This window comes from Labedaea rhizosphaerae (assembly GCF_004362825.1).
Lineage (GTDB): Bacteria > Actinomycetota > Actinomycetes > Mycobacteriales > Pseudonocardiaceae > Labedaea > Labedaea rhizosphaerae.
Genome location: NZ_SNXZ01000001.1, coordinates 131557 through 154356 on the forward strand (window position 1 = coordinate 131557; position 22800 = coordinate 154356).

Annotated in this window: 23 protein-coding genes; 17 read left to right on the forward strand and 6 right to left on the reverse strand. The window is 70.8% G+C overall.

Annotated elements, in window-relative coordinates:
* Positions 1-58 precede the first annotated feature (58 nt).
* Together rmuC and EV186_RS00590 are read left to right on the forward strand one after the other, a co-directional pair.
* Complete coding sequence (gene rmuC, locus EV186_RS00585) at positions 59-1006, forward strand: DNA recombination protein RmuC (RefSeq protein ID WP_243753749.1); 948 nt, start codon at positions 59-61, stop codon at positions 1004-1006.
* A gap of 248 nt (positions 1007-1254) precedes the next feature.
* On the forward strand, positions 1255-2223 hold the full coding sequence (locus tag EV186_RS00590) for a DUF6542 domain-containing protein (protein ID WP_133847132.1): 969 nt from the start codon (positions 1255-1257) through the stop codon (positions 2221-2223).
* Positions 2224-2232: 9 nt separating this feature from the next.
* Here the strand turns inward: EV186_RS00590 and EV186_RS00595 are convergent, their stop codons facing one another.
* Positions 2233-3195, reverse strand: a complete 963-nt coding sequence (locus EV186_RS00595) for a 4-hydroxy-3-methylbut-2-enyl diphosphate reductase (RefSeq protein WP_133847133.1) — start codon at positions 3193-3195, stop codon at positions 2233-2235.
* Between the two features lie 86 nt (positions 3196-3281).
* On the opposite strand from EV186_RS00595, the gene EV186_RS00600 reads away from it, so the two are divergent.
* The 4 genes from EV186_RS00600 (at position 3282) to EV186_RS00615 (ending at position 5839) form a co-directional block, all read left to right on the forward strand.
* Positions 3282-3893: a lipid droplet-associated protein gene (locus tag EV186_RS00600; RefSeq protein WP_133847134.1), complete on the forward strand. Its 612-nt coding sequence runs from the start codon at positions 3282-3284 to the stop codon at positions 3891-3893.
* Positions 3894-3972: 79 nt separating this feature from the next.
* Complete coding sequence (gene xseA, locus EV186_RS00605; protein WP_243753750.1) at positions 3973-5187, forward strand: exodeoxyribonuclease VII large subunit; 1215 nt, start codon at positions 3973-3975, stop codon at positions 5185-5187.
* Positions 5184-5615, forward strand: coding sequence for a sugar ABC transporter substrate-binding protein (locus tag EV186_RS00610; protein ID WP_243753751.1), 432 nt, complete (start codon positions 5184-5186; stop codon positions 5613-5615). The genes xseA and EV186_RS00610 overlap by 4 nt, the downstream gene beginning before the upstream one ends.
* Positions 5594-5839 (forward strand): exodeoxyribonuclease VII small subunit, encoded by a 246-nt coding sequence (locus EV186_RS00615; protein WP_133848653.1) that lies wholly within the window; start codon positions 5594-5596, stop codon positions 5837-5839. The genes EV186_RS00610 and EV186_RS00615 overlap by 22 nt, the downstream gene beginning before the upstream one ends.
* 1 nt (position 5840) lies before the next feature.
* Here the strand turns inward: EV186_RS00615 and EV186_RS00620 are convergent, their stop codons facing one another.
* Complete coding sequence (locus tag EV186_RS00620) at positions 5841-6452, reverse strand: DUF4245 domain-containing protein (protein WP_133847136.1); 612 nt, start codon at positions 6450-6452, stop codon at positions 5841-5843.
* An 80-nt stretch (positions 6453-6532) separates the two neighbouring features.
* Here EV186_RS00620 and glpX point away from each other — a divergent pair, with 80 nt between their 5' ends.
* Both glpX and EV186_RS00630 read left to right on the forward strand, forming a co-directional pair.
* Positions 6533-7573 (forward strand): class II fructose-bisphosphatase, encoded by a 1041-nt coding sequence (gene glpX, locus EV186_RS00625; RefSeq protein WP_133847137.1) that lies wholly within the window; start codon positions 6533-6535, stop codon positions 7571-7573.
* Positions 7574-7719: 146 nt separating this feature from the next.
* A complete protein-coding gene (locus tag EV186_RS00630) occupies positions 7720-8364 on the forward strand; it encodes a L,D-transpeptidase (RefSeq protein WP_133847138.1) in 645 nt (214 codons plus the stop codon).
* On the opposite strand, the gene EV186_RS00635 is transcribed toward EV186_RS00630, so the two are convergent.
* Positions 8365-9354 carry an NAD(P)/FAD-dependent oxidoreductase gene (locus tag EV186_RS00635; RefSeq protein ID WP_133847139.1) on the reverse strand — a complete coding sequence of 330 codons (990 nt, stop codon included), beginning with the start codon at positions 9352-9354 and terminating at the stop codon, positions 8365-8367.
* Positions 9355-9417: 63 nt separating this feature from the next.
* Between EV186_RS00635 and EV186_RS00640 the strand changes: the two genes are divergently transcribed.
* Complete coding sequence (locus EV186_RS00640) at positions 9418-10830, forward strand: class II fumarate hydratase (protein ID WP_133847140.1); 1413 nt, start codon at positions 9418-9420, stop codon at positions 10828-10830.
* A 25-nt stretch (positions 10831-10855) separates the two neighbouring features.
* Here EV186_RS00640 and EV186_RS00645 read toward each other — a convergent pair whose 3' ends face one another.
* A complete protein-coding gene (locus EV186_RS00645; RefSeq protein ID WP_133847141.1) occupies positions 10856-11785 on the reverse strand; it encodes an EamA family transporter in 930 nt (309 codons plus the stop codon).
* A gap of 46 nt (positions 11786-11831) precedes the next feature.
* On the opposite strand from EV186_RS00645, the gene pdxR reads away from it, so the two are divergent.
* The 5 genes from pdxR to EV186_RS00670 all read left to right on the forward strand — a co-directional run bounded on the left by pdxR (position 11832) and on the right by EV186_RS00670 (position 18444).
* Positions 11832-13229: a MocR-like pyridoxine biosynthesis transcription factor PdxR gene (gene pdxR / locus EV186_RS00650; protein ID WP_133847142.1), complete on the forward strand. Its 1398-nt coding sequence runs from the start codon at positions 11832-11834 to the stop codon at positions 13227-13229.
* A 259-nt stretch (positions 13230-13488) separates the two neighbouring features.
* The gene (locus EV186_RS00655) at positions 13489-15039 is read left to right on the forward strand and encodes an ATP-dependent DNA ligase (RefSeq protein ID WP_133847143.1); all 1551 of its coding nucleotides are present in this window, start codon (positions 13489-13491) and stop codon (positions 15037-15039) included.
* Positions 15040-15063: 24 nt separating this feature from the next.
* Complete coding sequence (locus tag EV186_RS00660) at positions 15064-16503, forward strand: GuaB1 family IMP dehydrogenase-related protein (protein ID WP_133847144.1); 1440 nt, start codon at positions 15064-15066, stop codon at positions 16501-16503.
* 55 nt (positions 16504-16558) lie between these two features.
* Complete coding sequence (locus tag EV186_RS00665) at positions 16559-17614, forward strand: ABC transporter ATP-binding protein (RefSeq protein ID WP_133847145.1); 1056 nt, start codon at positions 16559-16561, stop codon at positions 17612-17614.
* Positions 17614-18444: an ABC transporter permease gene (locus tag EV186_RS00670; protein WP_341814111.1), complete on the forward strand. Its 831-nt coding sequence runs from the start codon at positions 17614-17616 to the stop codon at positions 18442-18444. Before EV186_RS00665 ends, EV186_RS00670 begins: the two co-directional genes overlap by 1 nt.
* 43 nt (positions 18445-18487) lie before the next feature.
* Here EV186_RS00670 and EV186_RS00675 read toward each other — a convergent pair whose 3' ends face one another.
* Complete coding sequence (locus EV186_RS00675; protein WP_243753898.1) at positions 18488-19777, reverse strand: RNA 5'-3' helicase PhoH2; 1290 nt, start codon at positions 19775-19777, stop codon at positions 18488-18490.
* A 663-nt stretch (positions 19778-20440) separates the two neighbouring features.
* Between EV186_RS00675 and EV186_RS00680 the strand changes: the two genes are divergently transcribed.
* The gene (locus EV186_RS00680) at positions 20441-20701 is read left to right on the forward strand and encodes a hypothetical protein (RefSeq protein ID WP_133847147.1); all 261 of its coding nucleotides are present in this window, start codon (positions 20441-20443) and stop codon (positions 20699-20701) included.
* A 57-nt stretch (positions 20702-20758) separates the two neighbouring features.
* Here the strand turns inward: EV186_RS00680 and EV186_RS00685 are convergent, their stop codons facing one another.
* Positions 20759-21535, reverse strand: coding sequence for an isoprenyl transferase (locus tag EV186_RS00685; protein WP_166658973.1), 777 nt, complete (start codon positions 21533-21535; stop codon positions 20759-20761).
* Between the two features lie 61 nt (positions 21536-21596).
* Here EV186_RS00685 and EV186_RS00690 point away from each other — a divergent pair, with 61 nt between their 5' ends.
* Together EV186_RS00690 and trhA are read left to right on the forward strand one after the other, a co-directional pair.
* A complete protein-coding gene (locus EV186_RS00690; protein WP_133847148.1) occupies positions 21597-22031 on the forward strand; it encodes a CoA-binding protein in 435 nt (144 codons plus the stop codon).
* Positions 22032-22146: 115 nt separating this feature from the next.
* Positions 22147-22773: a PAQR family membrane homeostasis protein TrhA gene (gene trhA / locus EV186_RS00695; RefSeq protein ID WP_133848657.1), complete on the forward strand. Its 627-nt coding sequence runs from the start codon at positions 22147-22149 to the stop codon at positions 22771-22773.
* Positions 22774-22800 lie beyond the last annotated feature (27 nt).

Below are 22800 nucleotides of genomic sequence, written 5' to 3' on the forward strand. Positions count from 1 at the left end.
CGGACCCCTCCGCCATGATCCTCGGCGGGTATCCGGAAACGAACGGAGGAACCACACGGTGAACGCGGTGATCGCCATCGCGGTGGCGCTGCTCGTGCTGCTGCTCGCCGGCGCGGTGCTGCTGTTCCTCCGCCTGTACAACGACAGCGTGCGGCGGGCGGACGAGGCGCTGCGCATGCTCGCCGCCGAACGGTCCACAGTGGACCAGCACCGCCTCGCGCTGCGGCGTTACGAGGTGGCGTTCGCGTCCATCACCGGCCGCGGTGAGCTCGGCGAACAGATGCTCGTGGAGACGGCGCGCTCGCTCGGCCTGCGCGAGGGGATCCACTTCTCGCTGCAGACCGACCTGGCCGGTGGCGGTGCCGCGCGCCCGGACATGCTCCTCATGGTCGCCGACGGCCGGCGCGTGCCGGTGGACGCGAAGATGAGCATGGCGTGCTGGACCGAGGCGATCGAGACCGACGACGCCGAGGAGCGCCTCGAGGCGCTGCGGGTGCACGTGCGCAACATCCGCTCGCGCGCGGCGGACCTGGCGGCCAAGGGCTACCAACGCTGGGCGGACGCCATCTACGGCACGATCATGTTCGTCCCGTCGGACGCGGCCGTGGTCGCCGCGCTGGACACCGACCAGGACCTGCTGCGGTGGCTGCTGGACCGCCGCATCTTCCTGTGCGGTCCCACCGGCTTCGCGGTGGTGGCATCGGCGGCCCTGTTCGCCGCCACCGAACGCGCCCTGGCCGACGACGTGGAGACGGTCCGTTCGCAGGCCGCGGTGGCCCACCGGTCGGCGGGGGCGGCGGTGGACGCGGTGAACCTGTCGAGCACCCACCTCCAACGCTTCCTGTCCGCGCGCCGCCGGGAGCTGGACGCCCTGGAGAACTTCCGCGCGGCCGTCGCCCCGCTCACCGAGGCGTCGGCCAGCCCGACGCCGATCGCGGCGGTCCGCCGCGTGGAGGAGCTCACCGCGAACACCGGCACCAACGGCCAGGAGCCGCCCCTGGACTGATCCCCAACTTCATATGCCACGCGGCACGCACCGCCAGCCGCAGATACGGCGAATCCATGGGCATGGGCGAGCCAGAGCGGCTCGCACCCGATGGCGAGCGCTCGCCTGGCCCCTGGCGCGGCCTATGAGGCCCCGACCTCCCGATCGGTTGCCCTCACGTGTCCCAGGTCACACGAATAGGGCCAGTGGTGCACACCTGACCGGAACGGCGGCAGACGGTCTTGGCGGACCGTCTAACGTGTGCACCCGTGACCGCGACCCGCGATCGCCACAGCGATCTGGACAACCCTGACGACGAGCCCGCCTGGGACGAGCGTCCCATCGTCGGCGCCTCGCGCGGTCTGCCCTGGTGGGGCGCCGTCGTGGTGGCTCTCGGGCTGACCACGATCGCGGCGATCGTCGACATGCAAAGCTCGGACAACACGCTGGGCCGGCTCTACCAGATCGGCTACGTGGTCAGCTGCGTCGTCGCGATCGCGTGGGTGCGACGGCGCAGCGTCTTCACGGCCATGGTGCAGCCGCCACTGGTGTTCGCCGCGACGTTCGTCGGTGCGTACCTGTTCCTCGCGGACCGGCCGGCCGGGGACGGCATGAAGCAGTTCGCCCTCTCGGTCGGGCTGCCGCTGGCCAACAACTTCCCGACGATGGCCATCGGCACGGCGATCGCGCTGCTGATCGGCGGCGTCCGGCTGTTCACGCAACGCAACCCGAACAAGGGCGACGCCGACCGGGACGGCGCGGACGACCTCGCCGGTCCCCCGCCGCCGCTGCGCGAGGTGCGCGGCCGGCGCGCGCCCCGCGACGAGGTGGCGCCACCACCCGGCCGTGGCCGCTTCTCCCGGGGCGGGCGCCCCGACGACGCGTCAGCGGAGCGGGCAGCACGAGCCGACCGGGCCGAGCGCGCGGGCAACCCGGACCGGCGCAGGCAGGGCAACCGTGCCGAAGGCGTCGACCGGCCTGGTCGCGCGGCTCGCGGCGACCGCGGCGAGCGGGGTGCCACCCCGCCGCCCGAGCGGCGCAGGGGCGAGCGCGGCCGGCCGCGCACCGAGCCGGACGCCGAACGCGGGGACCGCCGTGGGCGCGCTGGACGTGACCCGCGTGCCGCCGGCGGGCGTCCGCAGCGGGACGACCGCGGCCGTGGCGCTGAGCCACGCCGTGGCGGCAGCGACGGCGGACGGCCGCAGCCGCCGCGCCGCCGCCCGCGTGACGAGCGCTGAACCCAGCCCTCAGGCCTTGGCTTCCTTGAGGTCGCGCCGCAGCTCGCGCGGCAGGGCGAACGCGATCTTCTCGTTCGCCGTCGTGACCTCCTGGACCTCGCCGTAGCCGCGCTCGGCCAGCCAGGCGATCAGGTCCATCACCAGCACCTCCGGCACGGACGCGCCACTGGTCACGCCGACGGTGTCGACGCCGTCCAGCCAGGCCTCGTCGACCTCGCGGGCGAAGTCGACCAGGTGCGCGTCGCGGGCGCCTGCCTGCAACGCCACCTCGACGAGGCGTTTCGAGTTGGACGAGTTCGTCGACCCGACCACGAGCACCAGGTCGCACTCCGGCGCCATCGCCTTGACGGCCACCTGGCGATTCTGGGTCGCGTAGCAGATGTCGTCGCTCGGCGGGTCCTGCAGCTCCGGGAACCGCTCGCGCAGCTGCCCGACGCGCTCCATCGTCTCGTCGACCGACAGCGTGGTCTGGGACAGCCAGATGACCTTGGACGGGTCGCGGACGGTCACCTTGTCCACGTCCTCGGGTCCGTCGACGAGCTGGATGTTGGCCGGCGCCTCGCCCGCGGTCCCCTCGACCTCCTCGTGGCCCTCGTGGCCGATCAGGAGGATGTCGTAGTCGTCCCGGGCAAACCGCTTCGCCTCGTTGTGCACCTTGGTCACCAGCGGGCAGGTCGCGTCGATGGTGCGCAGCCCACGCTCGGAGGCCTGCTCGTGCACGATCGGCGACACGCCGTGGGCCGAGAACACCACAAGGGCGCCCTCGGGCACTTCGTCGGCCTCGTCGACGAAGATCGCACCGCGCTCGCGCAGCGTCTCGACCACGTGCCGGTTGTGGACGATCTCCTTGCGCACGTACACCGGCGGACCGTAGGTCTCCAGCGCCTTCTCGACCGTCACCACGGCACGGTCGACGCCCGCGCAGTAGCCCCGTGGCTTGGCCAGCAGTACTCGCTTGGTCGTCGCGCTCATGCCATCCAGCCTACGGGCGCCGTCCGGGCGCCATGGACGCCCCAACCGTGGCCCCGGTCACCACCTCGGCCCCCTAGGCTGTGGGCATGAACCCACTGCCCTTGCCCTTGCGGGTCGCGGCGGGTCTCGCCGCCACCGCCGTGGAGCGCGCTCGCGAGCTGCCGACCAAGCTCGCCGGGCTGCCGGTGACGGTCGCGAGCCAGGCGTTGCAGCTGTCCATGCGCGTGCAGCAGCACGTCACCGAACTGGCGATCAAGGGCGACGAGACGCTGTCGGTGCTGCGGCCGGTCGAGCAGACGCCGGAATGGGCGACCTTCGACGAGGACAGCGACCAGGACGACCTGCCCGAGTCCTTCGGCAAGGCCAACGACAGCGCGTTCGACCGCGCCGGCGCCTTCGAAGGTTTCGGTGACGCGGACGACTCCGACCAGGACCAGGCCCTGGAAGTCGACCAGGGCGCCGAGGACGACCAGGGCGACCCCTGGAAGCAGGAAGAGCGGGCCATCGCCGAGGAGGTCCTGGCGCCACCCATCGAGGGCTACGACGACCTCTCCCTGCCCCAACTGCGTGCCCGGCTGCGCGCCTTCAGCCCGGAGCAGCTGTCGGACCTGCTCGCCTACGAGCGGGCCGGCGCGGCCCGGCCTGCCTTCATCGGCATGCTGACCCGCCGGATCGCGACGGTGCGCGACCAGACGTGAGCCGCTTGTGAGCACCCCCGCGCCGTCGAGTCCGGGGCCTACGAGTCCGGGGCCTACGAGTCCCGAAGAGCCGTGGCCGGTGCGCACCGTGGCCCGCAAGATCGCCGACTGGATCGGCAAGCTCGGCACGGTGTGGGTGGAAGGCCAGGTCACCCAGATCACCGCGCGGCAGGGCACCGGCACCGCGTTCCTGACGCTGCGCGACCCGGCGGCCGACGTGTCGATGACCGTCACCTGCCCGACGGCGATGGTGCGCGAACAGGAACCGCCGCTGACCGACGGCACCCGGATCGTCGTGCACGCGAAGCCGGCCTTCTTCTTCGGCCGCGGCCAGCTGAGCCTGCGTGCCGACGAGATCCGCGCGGTCGGCATCGGGCAGTTGCTCGCCCGCATCGAAAGACTGCGCAAACTCCTTGCCGCGGAAGGGCTTTTCGCGCCCCAGCGCAAGCGCCGCCTGCCGTTCCTGCCGAACACGGTTGGCCTCATCACCGGACGGGCGTCCGCCGCCGAGCACGACGTGCTGGTCAACGCGACGGCGCGCTGGCCGGCCGTGCGGTTCCGGGTCGAGAACGTCGCGGTGCAGGGCGCGCTCGCGGTGCCGCAACTCGTGGACGCCCTCGGCGCACTCGACCGCGATCCGGCGGTCGACGTCATCGTGATCGCCCGCGGCGGCGGCAGCGTCGAGGACCTGCTGCCGTTCTCCGACGAGGCGCTGTGCCGCGCCGTGTCCGCCTGCCGCACGCCGGTGGTCAGCGCGATCGGCCACGAGACCGACTCGCCGCTGCTCGACCACGTGGCCGACCTGCGCTGCTCGACGCCGACCGACGCGGGCAAACGCGTGGTTCCGGACGTCGCCGAGGAGACCGCCCGGGTGCGGCAGATGCGCGATCGAGCCCGCCGGGCGTTGCACGGATGGGTGGACCGCGAACGCCGGTTGCTCGAGCAGCTGCGATCGCGACCGGTTCTCGCCGATCCGCTCAGCCCGCTGGTAGCGCACGCGAATCAAGTCGACACCCTGCGTGAACGCGGGGTTTTCGCCGTCCGCAGGTTGCTCTCCGAACAACAATCGGCACTCGACGCGACCAAAGCCCGCTTGACGACCCTCGGGCCAGCCGCCACGCTAACTCGCGGATACGCGGTCGTTCAGCTCGTCGACGGCGACGGAACCGGAACGGTGTTGCGTTCGGTGCGGGAAGCACCGGCGGGCACGGTGCTCCGGATCCGGGTGGCCGACGGCGTGGTGCACGCGGTCGTGCGTGAAGAGACCGAGAGCAGTGGCGGAGGTAGCGGGTGAGCACATTGTCACGCGATCCCACGTTCCTGCCGTTGACCGTGTCCGCGGCGACCATGGCGATCAACAACGCGGCCCCGCAGCACCGCGCGGGCGCGACCATGGTCCGCCAGCGTGCGGCCGAGGTGGACCGGGCCGCCGCCGAGTGCTGGGCCGGCCTGCTGGCCGGCTGCGACACCATGACCGCCAAGGCGCTGCCCGGCCGGCTGCGCGCGTTGACCGAGGCCACCTCGCGCTACGCGGGCGCGGGCTGGTGGTTCTCCGACGGGTGCAAGCACCGCGAACGGGTCGACGCCGCCCGGACGCGGATCGAGGACGCGATCGACGAACGCGACGGCGCGGAGTTCGCCGAGGCGTTCATCGGCTACGACCTCGCGGTGGCCACCGCGGTGGCGAAGGTGCACGCACGATCGGAGACCCCGGCCCGGTGACGGATTCCCCACAGGACCTCGGCAAGCTCGACTACGAACACGCTCGCGACGAACTGGTGACCGTCGTCGGCAAGCTCGAAGCAGGCGGGTTGTCGCTCGAGGAGTCGCTCGCGCTCTGGGAGCGCGGCGAGGCGCTCGCGAAAATCTGCGACCGGCACCTCGCCGGCGCACGGGAACGCGTCGAGACCGCACTGGCGGCCGCCGAGTCCGCCGACGAGCGCTGACTCAGCCGCGTCCGGTCGGCAGCACCGCGCCCGACAGGGCCGCGGCTGCGATCGTGCGTTTCTCCGCCGCGGTTCCCGCGCCCGAGATCACGAAGACGACCTTCCCCTGCTTGGCGATCCAGGTCTGCTCGCCCGGCTGCCCCGGGTAGACCGTCCACGTCAGTCCGGCCGCCTGTTGCGTGCCGGTCTCGTTCGGCGGCGCGTCGGAGTCGAGGCCCGGCTCGCTGACCACCAGAACCGGAATGGGTGCGTTCGACTGGCTCAGCCGCAAGTAGTGCCCGGCGTTGGTGATCATGCCCACGCGCACCGCGACTGTCGCGGTCGAGCCGGTGCCGACCGGCGACACGGTCGCCGCGTTGGCCCGCCACCCCTGGGGCAGCGCGACCGCGCGCACCGGGAAGTCGACCCGCGTCGCCGCCGAACGCAGCTCGGCGGCCGCGTCGACGCTGGGCAGTGAGCCCTCGTCGACCGACGGACCGCCCGGGCTGAACGAACAACCGCGCATGAACCCGACGATCACCCCGATGACCACCAGCAGGGCGGCGAGCGACAGCACCATGTCGCGCAGGCCCTGCCCCGCCCGTCCTGACGGCTTGGTTGATGGCTCGGTCACTTCCCCATCGTTCCAAATCGGTTCGAGCGCCCAGGATCTGGGAGGATCTGACCCGGCAAGCGGGCAAAACAGGAGGCGCGATGACGAGCAGGCGCGAAGCACCGGACCGCAACCTCGCGCTGGAGTTGGTGCGGGTCACCGAAGCGGCCGCGATGGCGGCGGGCCGGTGGGTCGGGCGCGGCGAGAAGAACCGCGGCGACGGCGCCGCGGTCGACGCCATGCGCAAGATGATCGGCAGTGTCTCGATGGACGGCGTCGTGGTGATCGGGGAGGGCGAGAAGGACGAGGCCCCGATGCTCTACAACGGCGAAGAGGTCGGCAACGGCGACGGGCCGGCCTGCGACGTGGCGGTCGACCCGATCGACGGCACGACCCTGATGGCCAAGGGGATGCACAACGCGATCGCGGTGCTCGCGGTCGCCGAGCGCGGTGCGATGTTCGATCCGTCTGCCGTGTTCTACATGGAGAAGATCGCGGTGGGCCCCGAGGCCGCGGACGTGGTCGACCTGACCGCGCCCGTCGGCGAGAACATCCGCCGGGTGGCCAAGTCCAAGAACAGCGACGTCTCCGACGTGACCGTCTGCATCCTCGACCGCCCGCGGCACGAGAACCTGGTCCGCGACGTCCGCGCGGCCGGCGCCCGGATCATGTTCATCTCCGACGGCGACGTGGCGGGGGCGATCTCCGCCGCCCGCCCGGACACCGGCATCGACCTGCTCATCGGCATCGGCGGCACGCCAGAGGGCATCATCGCGGCCTGCGCGCTCAAGTGCATGGGGGGCGCGATCCAGGGCAGGCTCTGGCCCAAGGACGACGAGGAGCGGCAGAAGGCCATCGACGCCGGGCACGACCTCGACCGCGTGCTGAGCACGGACGACCTGGTCAGCGGCGACAACGTGTTCTTCTCGGCGACCGGCGTGACCGACGGCGATCTGCTGCGTGGCGTGCGCTACCGAGCGGGCGGGTGCACCACCCAGTCGATCGTGATGCGGTCCAAGTCCGGCACCGTGCGCATGATCGAAGGCTTCCACCGCCTGACCAAGTTGCGTGAGTACGCCTCGGTGGACTTCGACAGCGACCGGTCCGGCTCCGAAGAGGAACCACCGCCGCCGTTGCCGTAACCCGACAGGTGGATCACAAACGTGTGAAGCCAGCAACCCCCGTAACCCACCAAGCGTCTTTCTTGATCGAGAGCACCGTCCGGGTGACGGTGCCGTGATTCGTCCGAGTCCGGCCGTGCGGCCGGCGGGAACCATCAGGAGCGGCGATGCGGGGCAAGTGGGGGCTGGGCGGTTCGGCCGCGGCGGTTCTGATGGCAGTGGTCCTGTCGGCCTGTGGGACCGGGGACGCGGCCCCACAGGCCGGGCCGACGACCACGGCCACGACCACCACCACGAGCGACACGACGACCACGCCTACCACCACGACGACGACCGCGGCGCCGACCACCACGACCACGACCAAGAAGCCGACGACCACGAGGAAGACGACCACCACGCGTCCGACGACGACCCACCGCCGGACGACGACCACGCACAGCCCGACGCCGCAGCGGATCACCGGCGTGCCGTGCTCGGCGGCCGCTTCCGCGTGCGTCGACCTCTCGGCCAACCGAGCGTGGCTGCTCGGCAACGGCCACGTGATCCTCGGCCCGGTGTCGATCACGTCGGGCCGGGCCGGCTACCGGACGCCGACCGGCACGTTCCACGTGCAGTGGAAGGACATCGACCACCTGAGCAAGGAGTTCGACAACGCGCCGATGCCGTACTCGGTGTTCTTCAACAGCGGCATCGCGTTCCACACCGGAAGCCTCGCCGCCGAGTCGCACGGCTGCATCCACCTGTCGAACTCGTCGGCCAAGACGTTCTACTACAACCTGAGCGTCGGCGACGTGGTCCAGGTCGTGCCCTGATCACCCGTTGTTGCTGGAGTGGCCCGGGAACAGGTGGGCCTCGGGGTTGAGCGCGACCGCGATGTTGTTCACCGCGGTCGCGGCCTCACCGAAACCGGTCGCGATCAGCTTGACCTTGCCCGGGTAGGCGGCCACGTCACCGGCCGCGTAGATCCGGTCCCGCGCGGTGCGCATGGTGCTGTCGACGGCCACGGCACGGTGGTCGATCTCCAGTCCCCAGGACTCGATCGGCCCGAGGTCGGCGGTGAACCCGAGCGCGGCGACGACGGCCTGCGCGGGCAGCACCAGCTCCTCGTCGGCACCGCCGACCTTGATGGTCACCTCCTGCAGTCCGCTCCCGCCGTCGCGCAACTCGGTGACCTCGGCGTCGGTGATGATCCGCACGCCGAGCTCCTGGACCTGGCGGACGGTTGCGGGCATCGCGCGGAACTTGGCCCGGCGGTGCACGAGCGTGACGCTGTTGGCGACCGGGTGCAGCGCCAGCGCCCAGTCGAACGCCGAGTCACCGCCGCCGACGATGATCACGTCCTGATCGCGGTGCGCCTCCAGCGAGGGCACGAAGTGCACCATGCCGCGACCGAGCCAGCCGTCACCCGCGGGCAGCGGTCGCGGCGTGAACTCGCCGATGCCCGCCGTGATCAGCACGGAGCCGGCCTTCACGGTGATCCCGCCGTCCAGGGTCACGGCGAACTTGCCGTCCACTTCGGACAGCTCATGCGCGCGGCGGCCCAGCAGGTAGGTCGGTTTCCACTGGCTCGCCTGCTCGACGAGCGCGTCGACGAGGTCGCGTCCGCGGATCGCCGGGAACCCGGCCACGTCGAAGATCATCTTTTCCGGGTACATCGCGGTGACCTGGCCGCCCGGCTCGGGCAGTGAGTCCACCACCGCTACCGACAGTTCGCGGAACCCCGCGTAGTAGGCGGCGAACAGGCCCGTCGGCCCGGCACCGATGATCAGCAGATCCACGTCGGACGGCGCTTCGGCGGTCATGGCACAAGCCTATGTGGCAAAGCTGACCATGCCCAGCGCTGATGATCGGACGACACTGGGGTCATGGCCGACAATGCGGGCACGAGGCCCGGTTTTCGCATCGAGCACGACACCATGGGCGAGGTCGAGGTCCCCGCCGACGCGTTGTGGCGGGCGCAGACCCAGCGCGCCGTGCAGAACTTCCCGATCTCGGGCCGCGGCCTCGAGCGCTCGCAGATCCGTGCGCTCGGCCTGCTCAAGGCGGCCGCGGCGCGGGTGAACAAGCAGCTCGGCGTGCTGGACGCCGACGTGGCCGACGCGATCGACAAGGCCGCACAGGAAGTGGCCGACGGCGCGCACGACGACCAGTTCCCCATCGACGTCTTCCAGACCGGTTCGGGCACGTCGTCGAACATGAACGCCAACGAGGTCATCGCGACGCTGGCAACCCGGTCGCTGGGCCGCGACGTGCACCCGAACGACCACGTCAACGCGTCGCAGTCGTCCAACGACACCTTCCCGACGACCATCCACATCGCCGCGACCGAGGCCGTCGTGACCGAGGTGGTCCCCGCTCTGGAGCACCTCGCCGCGACCCTCGAGCGACGCGCCGACGACTGGGCCGAGGTGGTCAAGTCCGGCCGCACCCACCTCATGGACGCGGTCCCGGTGACCCTCGGCCAGGAAGCGGGCGCGTGGGCCGCGCAGGTCCGCTACGGCATCGAGCGTCTGACCGCGACCCTCCCCCGGCTCGGCGAACTGCCCATCGGTGGAACCGCCGTGGGCAGCGGCCTCAACGCGCCGGAGGGCTTCGGCGCCGCGATCGCGGGGGAACTGGCCGAGCTGACCGGTCTGCCGCTCGTGGAGGCGCGCAACCACTTCGAGGCGCAGGCGAGCCAGGACGGCGTGGTCGAGGCGTCCGGCCAACTGCGCACCGTCGCGGTGTCGCTGTTCAAGATCGCCAACGACCTGCGCTGGCTCGGCTCCGGCCCCCGCACGGGGCTGGGCGAACTGGCCCTGCCGGACCTGCAGCCGGGCTCGTCGATCATGCCGGGCAAGGTCAACCCGGTCATCTCCGAGGCGACGATGATGGTCGTGGCCCAGGTGATCGGCAACGACGCCGCGGTCGCCTTCGCCGGGACGCAAGGCAACTTCGAGCTGAACGTGATGTTGCCCGTGATCGCCCGCAACGTCCTCGAGTCGGCGCGACTGCTGGCCGCCGTGGCCCGCCTCCTGGCCGACAAGGTCGTCGACGGCGCGGAGGCGAACGTCGAGCGCGCACGCGAGCTCGCGGAGTCGTCACCGTCGATCGTGACGCCCCTGAACCGCTACCTCGGCTACGAAGAAGCAGCGTCGATCGCCAAGCAGTCGCTGAAGGAGCGCAAGACGATCCGCGAGGTCGTGCTGGAACGCGGCCACGTGGACAACGGCAAACTCACCACCGAGCAACTGGACGAGGCCCTGGACGTCCTGCGCATGGCCCGCGGCGGCCGCTGAGCCACAACGAGCGCGGCGACGGAAGTCAGGACGGGGCCCGGCGGCGTGCGACACCGATGGCGCAGCCCGCGCCCACGGCCACGGCACCGACCACGTCGACGACATCAAGTGGTTGTGCGCCAAGGGCTACCGACGCGATCAGGCCGGCCACCGGCATCAGTCCGATGAGGACGCCGGCGCGGTCGGCGCCCAACACGGACACGCAGTGGTACCAGAGTCCGAAGGCCACGGCGGTGACCAGGACGCCGAGCACGATGAGGGCCGTGGTCTCGCGTGCGTCGGGCAGGCGCCAGGCGGCGGCGCCGTCGACGATCGTGCCCGCGGCGGCGCCACCCACCGCCGCGATCAGGCAGGTCCAGGTCGCGACGGCGAGGGCGCCGAGGCGGGCTATGACGCCGACGGCCAGCAGCGTGAACGACGCCTCGCCGAGCATGGTCAGGACCGACAGCACCAGACCCGGCCCGTGCCACGAGCCGCCACCGGAGAGCAGGGCGACACCGGCCAGCACGGCGAGCGCGCCGAGCAACGCCCCCGGTGCCGGCCGGCGCCGCGCGGCCAACGGCGCCACGATCGCCAGCAGCAGTGGCGTGGCCCCGAGGACCGCCGCGACGAACCCCGGCTCCGCCCACCGCTGCGCGGCGATCATGAACGCGTTGAACCCCAGCATCCCGGTCGCCGCGAGCCCGACCAGCGCGGGCAGGTCACGCAGCGCGGGCATCGGGACCGGCCTGCGGCGCAGTGCCGCCCAACCGAGCAGCAGCAACCCACCGAGCAGGTAGCGCAAGGCCTGCCCGGTGAGCACCGGGTAGCCGGCGAGCATGCCCGTGACCGGCACCGAGCCACCGACGATCAGTGCCGCCAGGGCTCCGGCGGACGCGCTGAGCCCGCTCGCCCGGGCTGTGAACGGGCGAGTGGCTCGGGCGGCGCCGCCGGAGGGTGCCGTGGTCGTCGACATGGCATCAGCCTGACTCGGAAGTGGCGCATGCGTAAGCTCCACTTTCGTGCCTGGCACTTGGACCACTTTCCGCGAGCTGCTGCTCCCGGAGGTGGCCGCCGCCGACCGGAGGCGGCGCGGACGAGCCCTCGAGGACGCTCTTCGCACCGCCATCCGGCAGGGTCGACTGCCACAGCACACCCGGCTGCCGTCCAGTCGCGACCTGGCCGGCCAGCTGGGCCTCGCCCGCGGCACGGTCACCACGGTCTACGCCCAACTGGTCGCCGAGGGCTACCTGACGGCCCGGCACGGCTCGGGGACGGCGGTCGCGGCCGTCGCCGTGGCCGAGGACGTGGCGCCGGTGAGCGGCACAGCCACCACTCGATGGCGCTACGACCTGCGGCCCGGCTTGCCCGCGCTGAACGCGTTCCCCAGGGCCGAGTGGCTGCGCGCGGTTCGCGCCGGGCTCGGCGCGCTGACGGACGAACAGCTCGGCTATCCGGATCCGGCCGGACTGCCCGCACTGCGCTCGGCGCTCGCCGCGTACCTGGCACGGGTCCGCGCGGTCACCACGGACGCCGAGCGCATCGTCATCACCCATGGCGTCGCCCAGGCGGAGTCCCTGTTGGCGGACGTGCTGGTCGCACGTGGCCACCGGGAGATCGCCGTGGAGGACCCGCACCACCCGGGCACCGCGGAACTGCTTGCCGCGCACGGCCTTCGACCGGTCCCGATCCCGGTCGACGACGACGGCATCGTGGTCGACCGGCTTGCCGCGACCGGATGCCGTGCCGTGCTTGTGACGCCCGCGCACCAGTTCCCGCTCGGAGTCGTGCTCGCCCCGCACCGCAGACGCGCCCTGCTGGCGTGGGCCGCCGACCGTGACGCGGTGGTGATCGAGGACGACTACGACGCGGAACACCGCTACGACCGGCCCGCGGTCCGGACGGTGCAGACGCTCGATCCCGAGAGCGTCGCGTACGTGGGCAGCGTCAGCAAGGTGCTCAGCCCGGCTCTGCGCCTCGGCTGGCTGGTGGCACCGCACCACCTCCTTTCCTCCATTGTGGACCGCAAGCGACTCACCGATCTCGGCAATTCGCCCATGACACAGGCGGCTTTCGCCCACCTGCTCGACACCGGCGGCTACGACCGGCACCTACGGCGGACCAGGGTGCTGTACCGGCAGCGGCGCGACGCGCTGCTGGCCGCACTGGCCGCCGAACTGCCGCGCTGGCAACCGGTCGGGGTCGCCGCCGGCCTGCACGTGGTGGTGCGCCTGCCCGAGGGAACCGAGGACGCGGACGTGTCCGAACGCCTTGCCGCACAAGGAGTGCATGCCCTCCCGTTGTCCGGCTACGCGACCACGTCGGCGCCTTTTCCCGGGCTCGTGCTCGGTTATGCGGCGCTCACCCCGGCGCGCCTCGTCGAGGCGGTCCACGAGATGGCCAAGTATTCATCCATATAGGACCGTTCATCAGGTGCCGAGGCGGCACAGGACAGCCGTAATCCTTGCGTACCAAGGAAACACGGACCCCCAGTGACCCGTCCGGCACCGAGCGTGTCGATGCCATGGCTCCACTTTGCACGGCATCGGGCCCGCTGTCGAGGCCGTCGGCCAACCTGTGGACAACTCGGACCAACGAAAGGTTCCGTTCGCAAGTCGAGTTGTCCACAGATTCGATCGACGAGCGGCAATTGTCGGCCCCCGGGTGCACGATGTCCTTGTGTTGCTCAACGAGGTCGTCGAAACGTCCGCGGCGGTTGCCGGGACGCGCTCCCGGCTGGCCAAGGTCAAGTCGCTGTCCGCGCTGCTGCGGCGCGCGCAGGACGCGACCGAGGTCGAGACCGTGGTCGCGTTCCTGGCCGGAGCGCCGCGCCAGGGCCGCATCGGCGCGGGCTGGCGCACCATCGTCGGGCTGGACATCGCACCCGCCGACCAACCCACATTGCAGGTGGCAGACGTCGACACGACGCTCGGCCAGGTGGCGGTCGCCGCGGGCAAGGGGTCCGCGCAGCGGCGCGGAGAACTGCTGGGCGGCTTGTTCGGCCGGGCCACCAAACAAGAACAGGAGTTCCTGCGCCGCCTGCTGACCGGTGAGCTGCGGCAGGGCGCACTCGAGGGCATCATGCTCGACGCGATCATCGCGGCCGCCGAGGTTCCCGCCGAGGCGGCACGGCGCGCGCTGATGCTTTCCGGGCAGCTGTCCGCGACCGCGGCAGCCGCCCTCTCCGGCGGCGAGGCGAGGCTGAAGGAGTTCCGGCTGGAGCTGGCCAGGCCGGTGCGACCCATGCTCGCCTCGCCCGCGAGCTCGGTCGCGGACGCGGTGAGCGAGCTCAGCCCGTGCGTCGTGGAGTACAAGCTGGACGGCGCGCGCATCCAGGTGCACAAGGACGGCGACGAGGTCCACGTCTACACCCGCGCGCTCCGCGAGATCACGGCCTCGGTTCCGGAACTGGTCGAGTTGGTCCGCGGCCTGCCGTGCCGCAGCGTCGTGCTCGACGGTGAGAGCCTCGCGCTGGCGGACGACGGCAGCCCACGCTCCTTCCAGGAAACCCAGAGCAGGTTCGGCAGCACCCTCGAGGAACAGGTCCAGCGGTTGCTGCTGCACCCTTACTTCTTCGACTGTCTCCACCTCGACGGCGTCGACCTGCTCGACGCCCCGCTGCGTGAGCGCAACGAGGCACTACACCGAGCCGCACCCGACCACGTGATCCCGGGCGCGCTCGACCCGGACGTCGCCACCGCGGAGGCGGTGCTGGCCGATGCGCTGGCCGTCGGCCACGAGGGCGTGGTGATCAAGTCGCTCGACACCTCCTACGCGGCGGGCCGGCGGGGCAAGGCGTGGCAGAAGGTCAAACCGGTGCACACGCTCGACCTCGTCGTGCTCGGCGCGGAGTGGGGACACGGCAGGCGGACCGGCAAACTGTCGAACCTGCACCTCGGCGCCCGCGACCCGGACGGTGGACCGCCGATCATGGTGGGCAAGACGTTCAAGGGCCTCACCGACGAGCTGCTCGCCTGGCAGACCAGTGAGTTCCCCAAGTACGAGTCCACGAGGGACTCGTGGGCCGTCTACCTGCGACCGGCTCTCGTGGTCGAGATCGCCCTCGACGGCGCCCAGGTGAGCAGCAAGTACCCGGGCGGCGTGGCGTTGCGGTTCGCGCGGGTGGTCCGGTACCGGCCGGACAAGGAACCCGGCGATGCCGACACCATCGACGCGGTGCGCGCGCTGTTGCCCGGGGCCGGCCGCACCGCCGAGGGAGGTGGTCCATGACGTGAGGGGTTAGCCTGTGCGTCCGTGCGCTTCTTGGACGGGCAACGCCCCAACCACGACCTGACCTACGACGACGTCTTCCTGGTCCCGAACCGGTCGTCGGTGGAGTCACGCAACGACGTCGACCTGAGTGCCCCGGACGGTTCCGGTGCCACCATCCCGATCGTGGTGGCCAACATGACCGCGGTGGCCGGTCGGCGGATGGCGGAGACCATGGCGCGCCGCGGCGGGCTGGTGGTCCTGCCCCAGGACGTGGCCCCCGAGGCGGTCAAGGACATCATCACGTGGGTCAAGTCGCGGCACCCCGTGTGGGACACGCCGCTCGTGCTGACCCCGGGCGCGGCCGTGGCCGACGCGATGAACCTGATGCACAAGCGGGCTCATGGCGCGGTCATCGTGACCGACAAGGACGGCAAGCCGGTCGGCGTGGTCGACGAGGCCGCGTGCACCGGGGTCGACCGGTTCACGCGCGTCGGCGACATCATGGAACCGGACGTCGTCACGCTGCCGCTCGACACCAGCCCACGTGAGGTGTTCCACCAGTTGCACGGGCGCGCCGCGACGGTCGCGGTCGGCGTGGACGCGAACGGCCGGCTGGCCGGGGTGATGACCGAGAAGGGCGCGCTGCGCGCCGAGCTGTACACGCCCGCGCTGGACGCGGACGGCAAGCTTCGGATCGCCGCCGCGACGGGCGTGAACGGCGACGTCGCCGCCAAGACCGAGGCGTTGCTCGCTGCCGGCGTCGACGTGCTCGTCGTGGACACGGCGCACGGTCACCAGGAGAAGATGATCTCCGCGCTGAAGGCCGTGCGGTCGGCCGGGCCCCAGGTGCCGGTGGTCGCGGGCAACGTGGTCACCGCCGACGGGGTGCGCGACCTGGTCGACGCGGGCGCCGATGTGATCAAGGTCGGCGTCGGACCCGGCGCCATGTGCACGACTCGGATGATGACCGGTGTCGGCCGGCCGCAGTTCTCGGCAGTCGCCGAGTGCGCGGCCGCGGCCGCCGAACTGGGCAAGCACGTCTGGGCCGACGGCGGCGTCCGCCATCCCCGCGACGTGGCGCTGGCATTGGCGGCCGGCGCGTCGAGCGTGATGGTCGGGTCCTGGTTCGCGGGCACCTACGAGTCGCCTGGCGACTTGCGGCATGACGAGGCGGGCAGGCCGTACAAGGAGTCGTTCGGCATGGCGTCCAAGCGCGCCGTCAGCGCGCGTACGCGCACCGACAACGCGTTCGACCGGGCACGCAAGGGGCTGTTCGAGGAGGGCATTTCCACCTCGCGCATGCGCCTCGATCCCACACGCCCTGGCGTCGAGGACCTCCTGGACGCGATCTGCTCCGGCGTGCGGTCGTCCTGCACGTACGCGGGTGCACGCACGTTGGCCGAGTTCCACGACAAGGCAGTGGTGGGAGTGCAGTCGGCGGCCGGTTTCGCGGAGGGTCGGCCGCTGCCTGCGGGCTGGTAGTTCGCCGGCAGAAAAATCGGGTTGCCCTACTACTCGTCGTGGTTACGGTGAGGCCGTGACAGACGCCGTGACCGTGACCGACCTGGTCAAGGTCTACAAGAAGAACCCCAAACCGGCGGTCGACGAGCTGAACTTCTCGGTCCGGCGGGGTGAGGTCTTCGGCCTGCTCGGGCCCAACGGAGCGGGCAAGAGCACCACCATCGGCGTGCTCACCACGCGGATCATCCCGACGTCGGGCACCGGGGTGGTCGAGGGCGTCGACGTCATCGCGGAGCCGTCCAGGGCCCGGCAACTGCTCGCGGTCGTCCCTCAGCGCAACAACCTGGACCGGTCGCTGAACATCCGGCAGAACCTGCTGTTCCACGCCGCCTACCACGGCGTCGGGCGGGCCGAGCGCAACCGGCTGGCCGACGACATCCTCGACCGGATGGGGCTCGCCGAGCGGGCCGGTGCCAGGGTCGAGATGGTCTCCGGCGGGCAGGCGCAGCGGATCATGATCGCGCGGGCCCTCATGCACAAGCCGAAGGTGCTGTTCCTCGACGAGCCCTCGACGGGGCTCGACCCGCAGGCGCGGCTGTTCGTGCACGACCGCATCTCGGAGCTGCACGCCGAGGGCGTGACCGTCGTGCTCACCACGCACGACATGGACGAGGCCGCGAAGCTTTGCGACCGGGTGGGCATCGTCGACCACGGCAAGTTGCTGGCGCTCGACACGCCGGCGGCGCTCACCAAGAGCCTCCCGGGCAGCAGCACGGTGAGCGTCACCGTGAACTTGGCCGGCACCGACGCCGCGCGGGTCGACGGCGCGCTGTCCGGTGTGGACGGTGTGGAGCGGGTCGAGCGGATCACGCAAGGTGGCGCACCCGGCGGGATGCCGCCCGGCCTGCCACCGGGGATGGCGCCGCCCAGCGCAACGGCGGGTGGGGCGCCGCCGTCCGCGGACGGGGACTCCGGGAACTTCCGGCTGTACTGCTCCTACGAGCCCGCGGCGATCCTGCCGTCGGTGCTCAAGGTGCTCAGCGACATCAGCTGCGAGGTCACGGACCTGGCCATCGGCACGCCCAGCCTGGAGGACGTCTTCATCCACCTGACCGGACGGGAGCTGCGCTGATGGCCACCGATACAGGCGTGGCGTCGGCGACGCCCGCAACCGGCCAGGGCGGCATGTTCGGCACCGCCGTGCGCACCTTCGGCTCGGTGTTGTGGCGCGACGTGTTCGTCACGTGGCGCGAGCTGATCCCGTTCCTCGCGCAGGTGATCGTCCAGCCGTTCTTCACCTTGTTCATCTTCGGCAAGGTGCTGACCGGCATCGGCTACGTCGGCGGCAACTACACGGAGATCCTGCTGCCCGGCATCGTCGCGCTGAACGGGTTCCTCGGCGCGTTGCAGAACACCACGATGCCACTGATCCTCGACTTCTCGTGGACCCGGGAGATCGAGGACCGGCTGCTCGCGCCGATGCCGATCCCGTGGGTGGCGTTCGAGAAGATCCTTTTCGGCGCCCTCCGCGGCATCATGGCCGCACTGGTGATGGTACCGATCGGGTTCCTGATGCTGGACAACGTGTCGTGGCCGGCTTCGGCCTGGCTGCCAGTGCTCGCCGTCGTCGTGCTGGGCTCGCTGGTCGGCGGCTCGATCGGTATGACCATCGGCACCTCGGTGCCACCGCGGCGGATCAACATCATGTTCGCGGTCATCCTGATGCCGCTGATGTTCACCGGCGCGACCCAGTTCCCGTGGTTCCTGCTCGACAAGCTGCGCTGGTTCCAGGTCGTGTGCGCGGTCAACCCGCTGACCTACGTCAGCGAGGGGATGCGCTCGATCCTGGTCCCGGGGGTGCCGCACATCGCGCTGTGGATAGACCTGGTCGTGCTGGTCGTCGCCGGGCTGGTGTTCGGCGTGATCGGTGTCAAGGGCTTCATGCGCCGCGCGCTGGACTGACGCGGGAAGGGGGCGCGAGACCGCGCCCCTTCCCGCGTCTCGGTCAGCCGCCGTGATCCTCCAGCATCTCGGTGACCAGGGCCGCGATCGGCGACCGCTCCGAACGGGTCAGCGTGACGTGCGCGAACAGCGGGTGACCCTTGAGCTTCTCGATCACCGCCGCGATCCCGTCGTGTCTGCCGACCCGCAGGTTGTCGCGTTGCGCGACGTCATGGGTCAGCACCACGCGCGAGCCCGTGCCCAGTCGCGAGAGCACCGTCAGCAGCACGTTGCGCTCCAAGGACTGCGCCTCGTCCACGATCACGAACGAGTCGTGCAACGACCGGCCGCGGATGTGGGTCAGCGGCAGCACCTCGAGCATGCCGCGGTCGATGACCTCGTCGATCACCGTTTGGCTCACCAGCGCGCCGAGGGTGTCGAACACCGCCTGACCCCAGGGCGACATCTTCTCGCTCTCGGACCCCGGCAGGTAGCCGAGTTCCTGTCCGCCGACGGCGTACACGGGGCGGAAGACCACGACCTTGCGGTGCAGCCCACGCTCCATCACCGCCTCGAGTCCGGCGCACAGGGCCAGGGCCGACTTGCCGGTGCCGGCCCGGCCACCGAGCGAGACGATGCCGACCTCGGGGTCCATCAACAGGTCGAGGGCGACCCGCTGCTCGGCCGACCGGCCGTGCAGACCGAACACCTCGCGGTCGCCGCGGACCAGCTTGACCTGCTTGTCCTTGGTGATCCGGCCGAGCGCGCTCGCCGTGCCGCCGAGCAACCGCATGCCGGTGTTGACCGGCAACTCGCCGGCTGTCGTGATGCCGAAGTCGGCCAGGTCGATGACGCTCGACTTGTAGAGCTCGTCCAGGGCCTCGGGTGGCACCTCGGCGTCCACCATGCCGGTCCACCCCGACGGTGTGACGTCCTGCGCGCGGTACTCGTCGGCGTCCAAGCCGACCGCGGCCGCCTTGACCCGCAGCGGGATGTCCTTGGTGACCAGGGTGACCTTGCGTCCCTCGGCGGCCAGGTTGAGCGCGCACGCGAGGATGCGGGTGTCGTTGGCCTCCGTGCGGAATCCGGGCGGGAGCACGGACGGATCGGTGTGGTTCAGCTCGACGTGCAAGGTGCCGCCGTCGTTGCCCACCGGGATGGGCTCGTCCAGCCTGCCGTGCTTCAACCGCAGGTCGTCGAGCAGCCGGAGCGCCTCACGGGCGAACCAGCCCAGTTCGGGATGATGCCGTTTCCCCTCCAGTTCGCTGATCACCACGAGCGGCAACACGACTTCGTGCTCGGCGAAGCGGGTCACCGCCCAGGGGTCGGACAACAGCACGGACGTGTCCAGCACGTAACTGTGACACTCCGGCGAGCGGCCGGAGCTGCGGCTGGTGGAACGGGAAGAGCGCTGGGAACGGCTGGCGGTCCGCTTGGCCGCACGTGGTGCAGTCACGGCAACTCCCTGACGAGCGCGACACCGCGCCCGCTTCATCCGGTGGGCCGGGCACCTCCCTGGGTGGTGAAACCGCTGGTCGCCGGGTTACCGGCGATCAGCACGCCTCCCATCAGGGCCGGGTGCCGGCCCCCTCGTGGCTACCGTCACGACCAGGGCCTCCCGGGACGAGCCGCTTGCGTGCACGACCCGTCACTTCGGAAGTTACCCGGAGTCGGGCCCATCGTGCAGGCAGCCACACAGGTGATTTCCCAACTGGACACCTGCTGGACTCGTTCAACCGTCCGTGAGCGGCCACGATTACGAGGAGTAGTCCATCGGCGGCAGAAGACGATCACCGACGAGGGACCGGCCCCCGAACCATGCGCCTACCACCGACACGTTCCGCTGCCGATCCCATCATTTCGAGTGGATCACCGAATTTTCGGTAACACGATGGAGTTTCCAGGCTGCGCCGATCAGGCCCGGCAAGTTAGCGTTTCTCTCACAAGGCGGCGGTAATGCAGTTCCGCTGCTCCCTGCCGCCTTACATGAGTTGACTTTGAAGGGAAATGTGCACTCATGAAGAAGGCTCTCTTTGTCGCCGCTTCCGTCGCTGGTCTGTCGCTGATCGCCGCGCCGGCGTTCGCCTCCCCGGCGTCGACCAACTACGACAACACCCCCTGCTACGTCTCGCCGGTCGGCCCGACCGAGACCGAGGCCGGCAACTGCTGGAACGAGGGTGGCGCTGAGCTCGGTGGCGGTGCCGCCAAGCTGGTCAGCTCCGCCTGGTTCAGCGTGTGGGGCGGCCCGGCGTGGATCGCCGGGACTTTCACCCACTAAGCAAGCAACACCAGGAATGCGGCCCGGATGCAGCGTCCGGGTCGCATTTCTGTGCGTTCAGGAACCGAATCGGCGGTGCCGGATCGCGTAATCTCGCAAGGCACGCATGAAATCGGTGCGCCGGAAGTCCGGCCAATAAGCCTCGCAGAACCAGAACTCCGAATGTGCCGACTGCCAGAGCAGGAATCCGGACAGCCGCTGTTCGCCTGATGTCCGGATCACCAGGTCCGGGTCGGGCTGGCCGGACGTGTACAGGTGTTCGGCGATGTGGTCGACGGTCAGCACCTCGGCCAGTTCCTCGATCGTGGTGCCTGCCTCGGCGTGTTGCTGCAGCAGTTTGCGCACCGCGTCGGCGATCTCCCGCCGCCCGCCGTAACCGACGGCGATGTTGACTTCCATGCCGGTGCGGCCCTCGGTGCGCGCGGCGGCCGAGGAGAGCCGGGCCGCGAGGTCGTCCGGCAGGTCGTCGAGGGCGCCGATGATCCGCAGCCGCCACGGCCGGGAGGGTTCGGCGAGTTCGTCGATGACGTCGCCGATGATCTCCAGGAGCGGTTCGAGCTCCTTGGCGTCGCGGTTGAGGTTGTCCGTGGAGAGCAGCCACAGGGTGACCAGCTCGACGCCTTCCTCACCACACCAGCCGAGCAGTTGGGTGATGCGTTGAGCACCGACCCGGTGCCCGTCGTTGACGTCGGTGAAGCCCGCTTCCCGCGCCCACCTGCGGTTGCCGTCCAGCATCACCCCCACGTGACGTGGTCGAGCGCCACCCGCCTGTTGGGCGAGGCGCTTGTTGTAGATGCCGTAGACGAACCGGGACAACCGCGTACGCAGGGACACGTCCCCGCAGGGTACGCCGACCGACGGGCGCGCGGGCGGCCGCAGGTGCTTCACTGGGGACGTGCACAGGACCGAACTCGCCCGCTGGCAGGACCCGGCAGTGATCGAACGGCTGCTGCACGAGGCGCGGACCGTGGCCGTCGTCGGCCTGTCGGCCAACCCGATGCGGCCAAGCCACGGCGTGGCGCGCTACCTGCGCCGGGCCGGGCTCACGATCCTGCCGGTGAACCCGGCGTTGGACGGGTGGGAGGGCCTGTCGTCCTACGCCTCGCTCGCCGACATCGACGCCCCGGTCGACGTCGTCGACGTGTTCCGCGCGCCCGAGGCCGTGCTCGAGGTCGCCGAGCAGGCGGTCGCGATCGGAGCGGGCGCGTTGTGGCTGCAAATGGGCGTGATCAACGAGGCGGCCGCGGAACTGGCGGCGGCCGGTGGGCTCGACGTGGTCATGGACCGGTGCATGGCCGTCGAGCACCGGGAGATCGCCGGCTGGGGCTGAGCACCCGAGCGTGAGATCGGCCGCCGCGCCTTGACGAACCGAACCTACGCTTCCGTAACCTGAAGGGGTGACCGTGACCCTCGACGGCCGTCCAGCCAAAGCCCCCAAGCCGCGGATGCGCGGTGTCCTGCACTTCTACTCGTTCTTCATCTCGGTGGCGACCGGCGCCGTGCTGATCGCGGTCGCCGCGTCGACGGTGTCCGCCAAGGCCGCGCTGGCCACGTCGGTCTATGGCGCGACGGTGCTCGGCCTCTTCGGGGTGAGCGCGCTCTACCACCGACGGTGGTGGGTGCACGAGCGCACGCGGCTGTGGATGAAGCGCCTCGACCACTCGATGATCTTCCTGTTCATCGCGGGTACGTACACGCCGTTCACCCTGCTGGCGATGGACCGCGGACCGGGACTCGTCGTGCTCGGCATCGTGTGGGGCGGCGCCATCGCCGGGGTCGCGCTGAAGCTGCTGTGGCCGACCGCGCCGCGCTGGCTCGGTACCCCGATCTACATCGCCCTCGGCTGGGTCGCGATCTTCGTGCTGCCGCAGCTGCTCCACCACGCGGGCGTCGCCGCCCTGGTGCTGCTGCTGGTCGGCGGCCTGTTCTACACCGTCGGCGCGGTCTTCTACGCGACCCGCTGGCCGGACCCGTGGCCGAAGACCTTCGGCCACCACGAGTTCTTCCACGCGGCCACGATCCTGGCCGCGCTCTGCCACTACATCGCGATCTGGCTGGCCATGTACCCGTGAGGCCGGTGACGCGGCGCCTGCGTCACC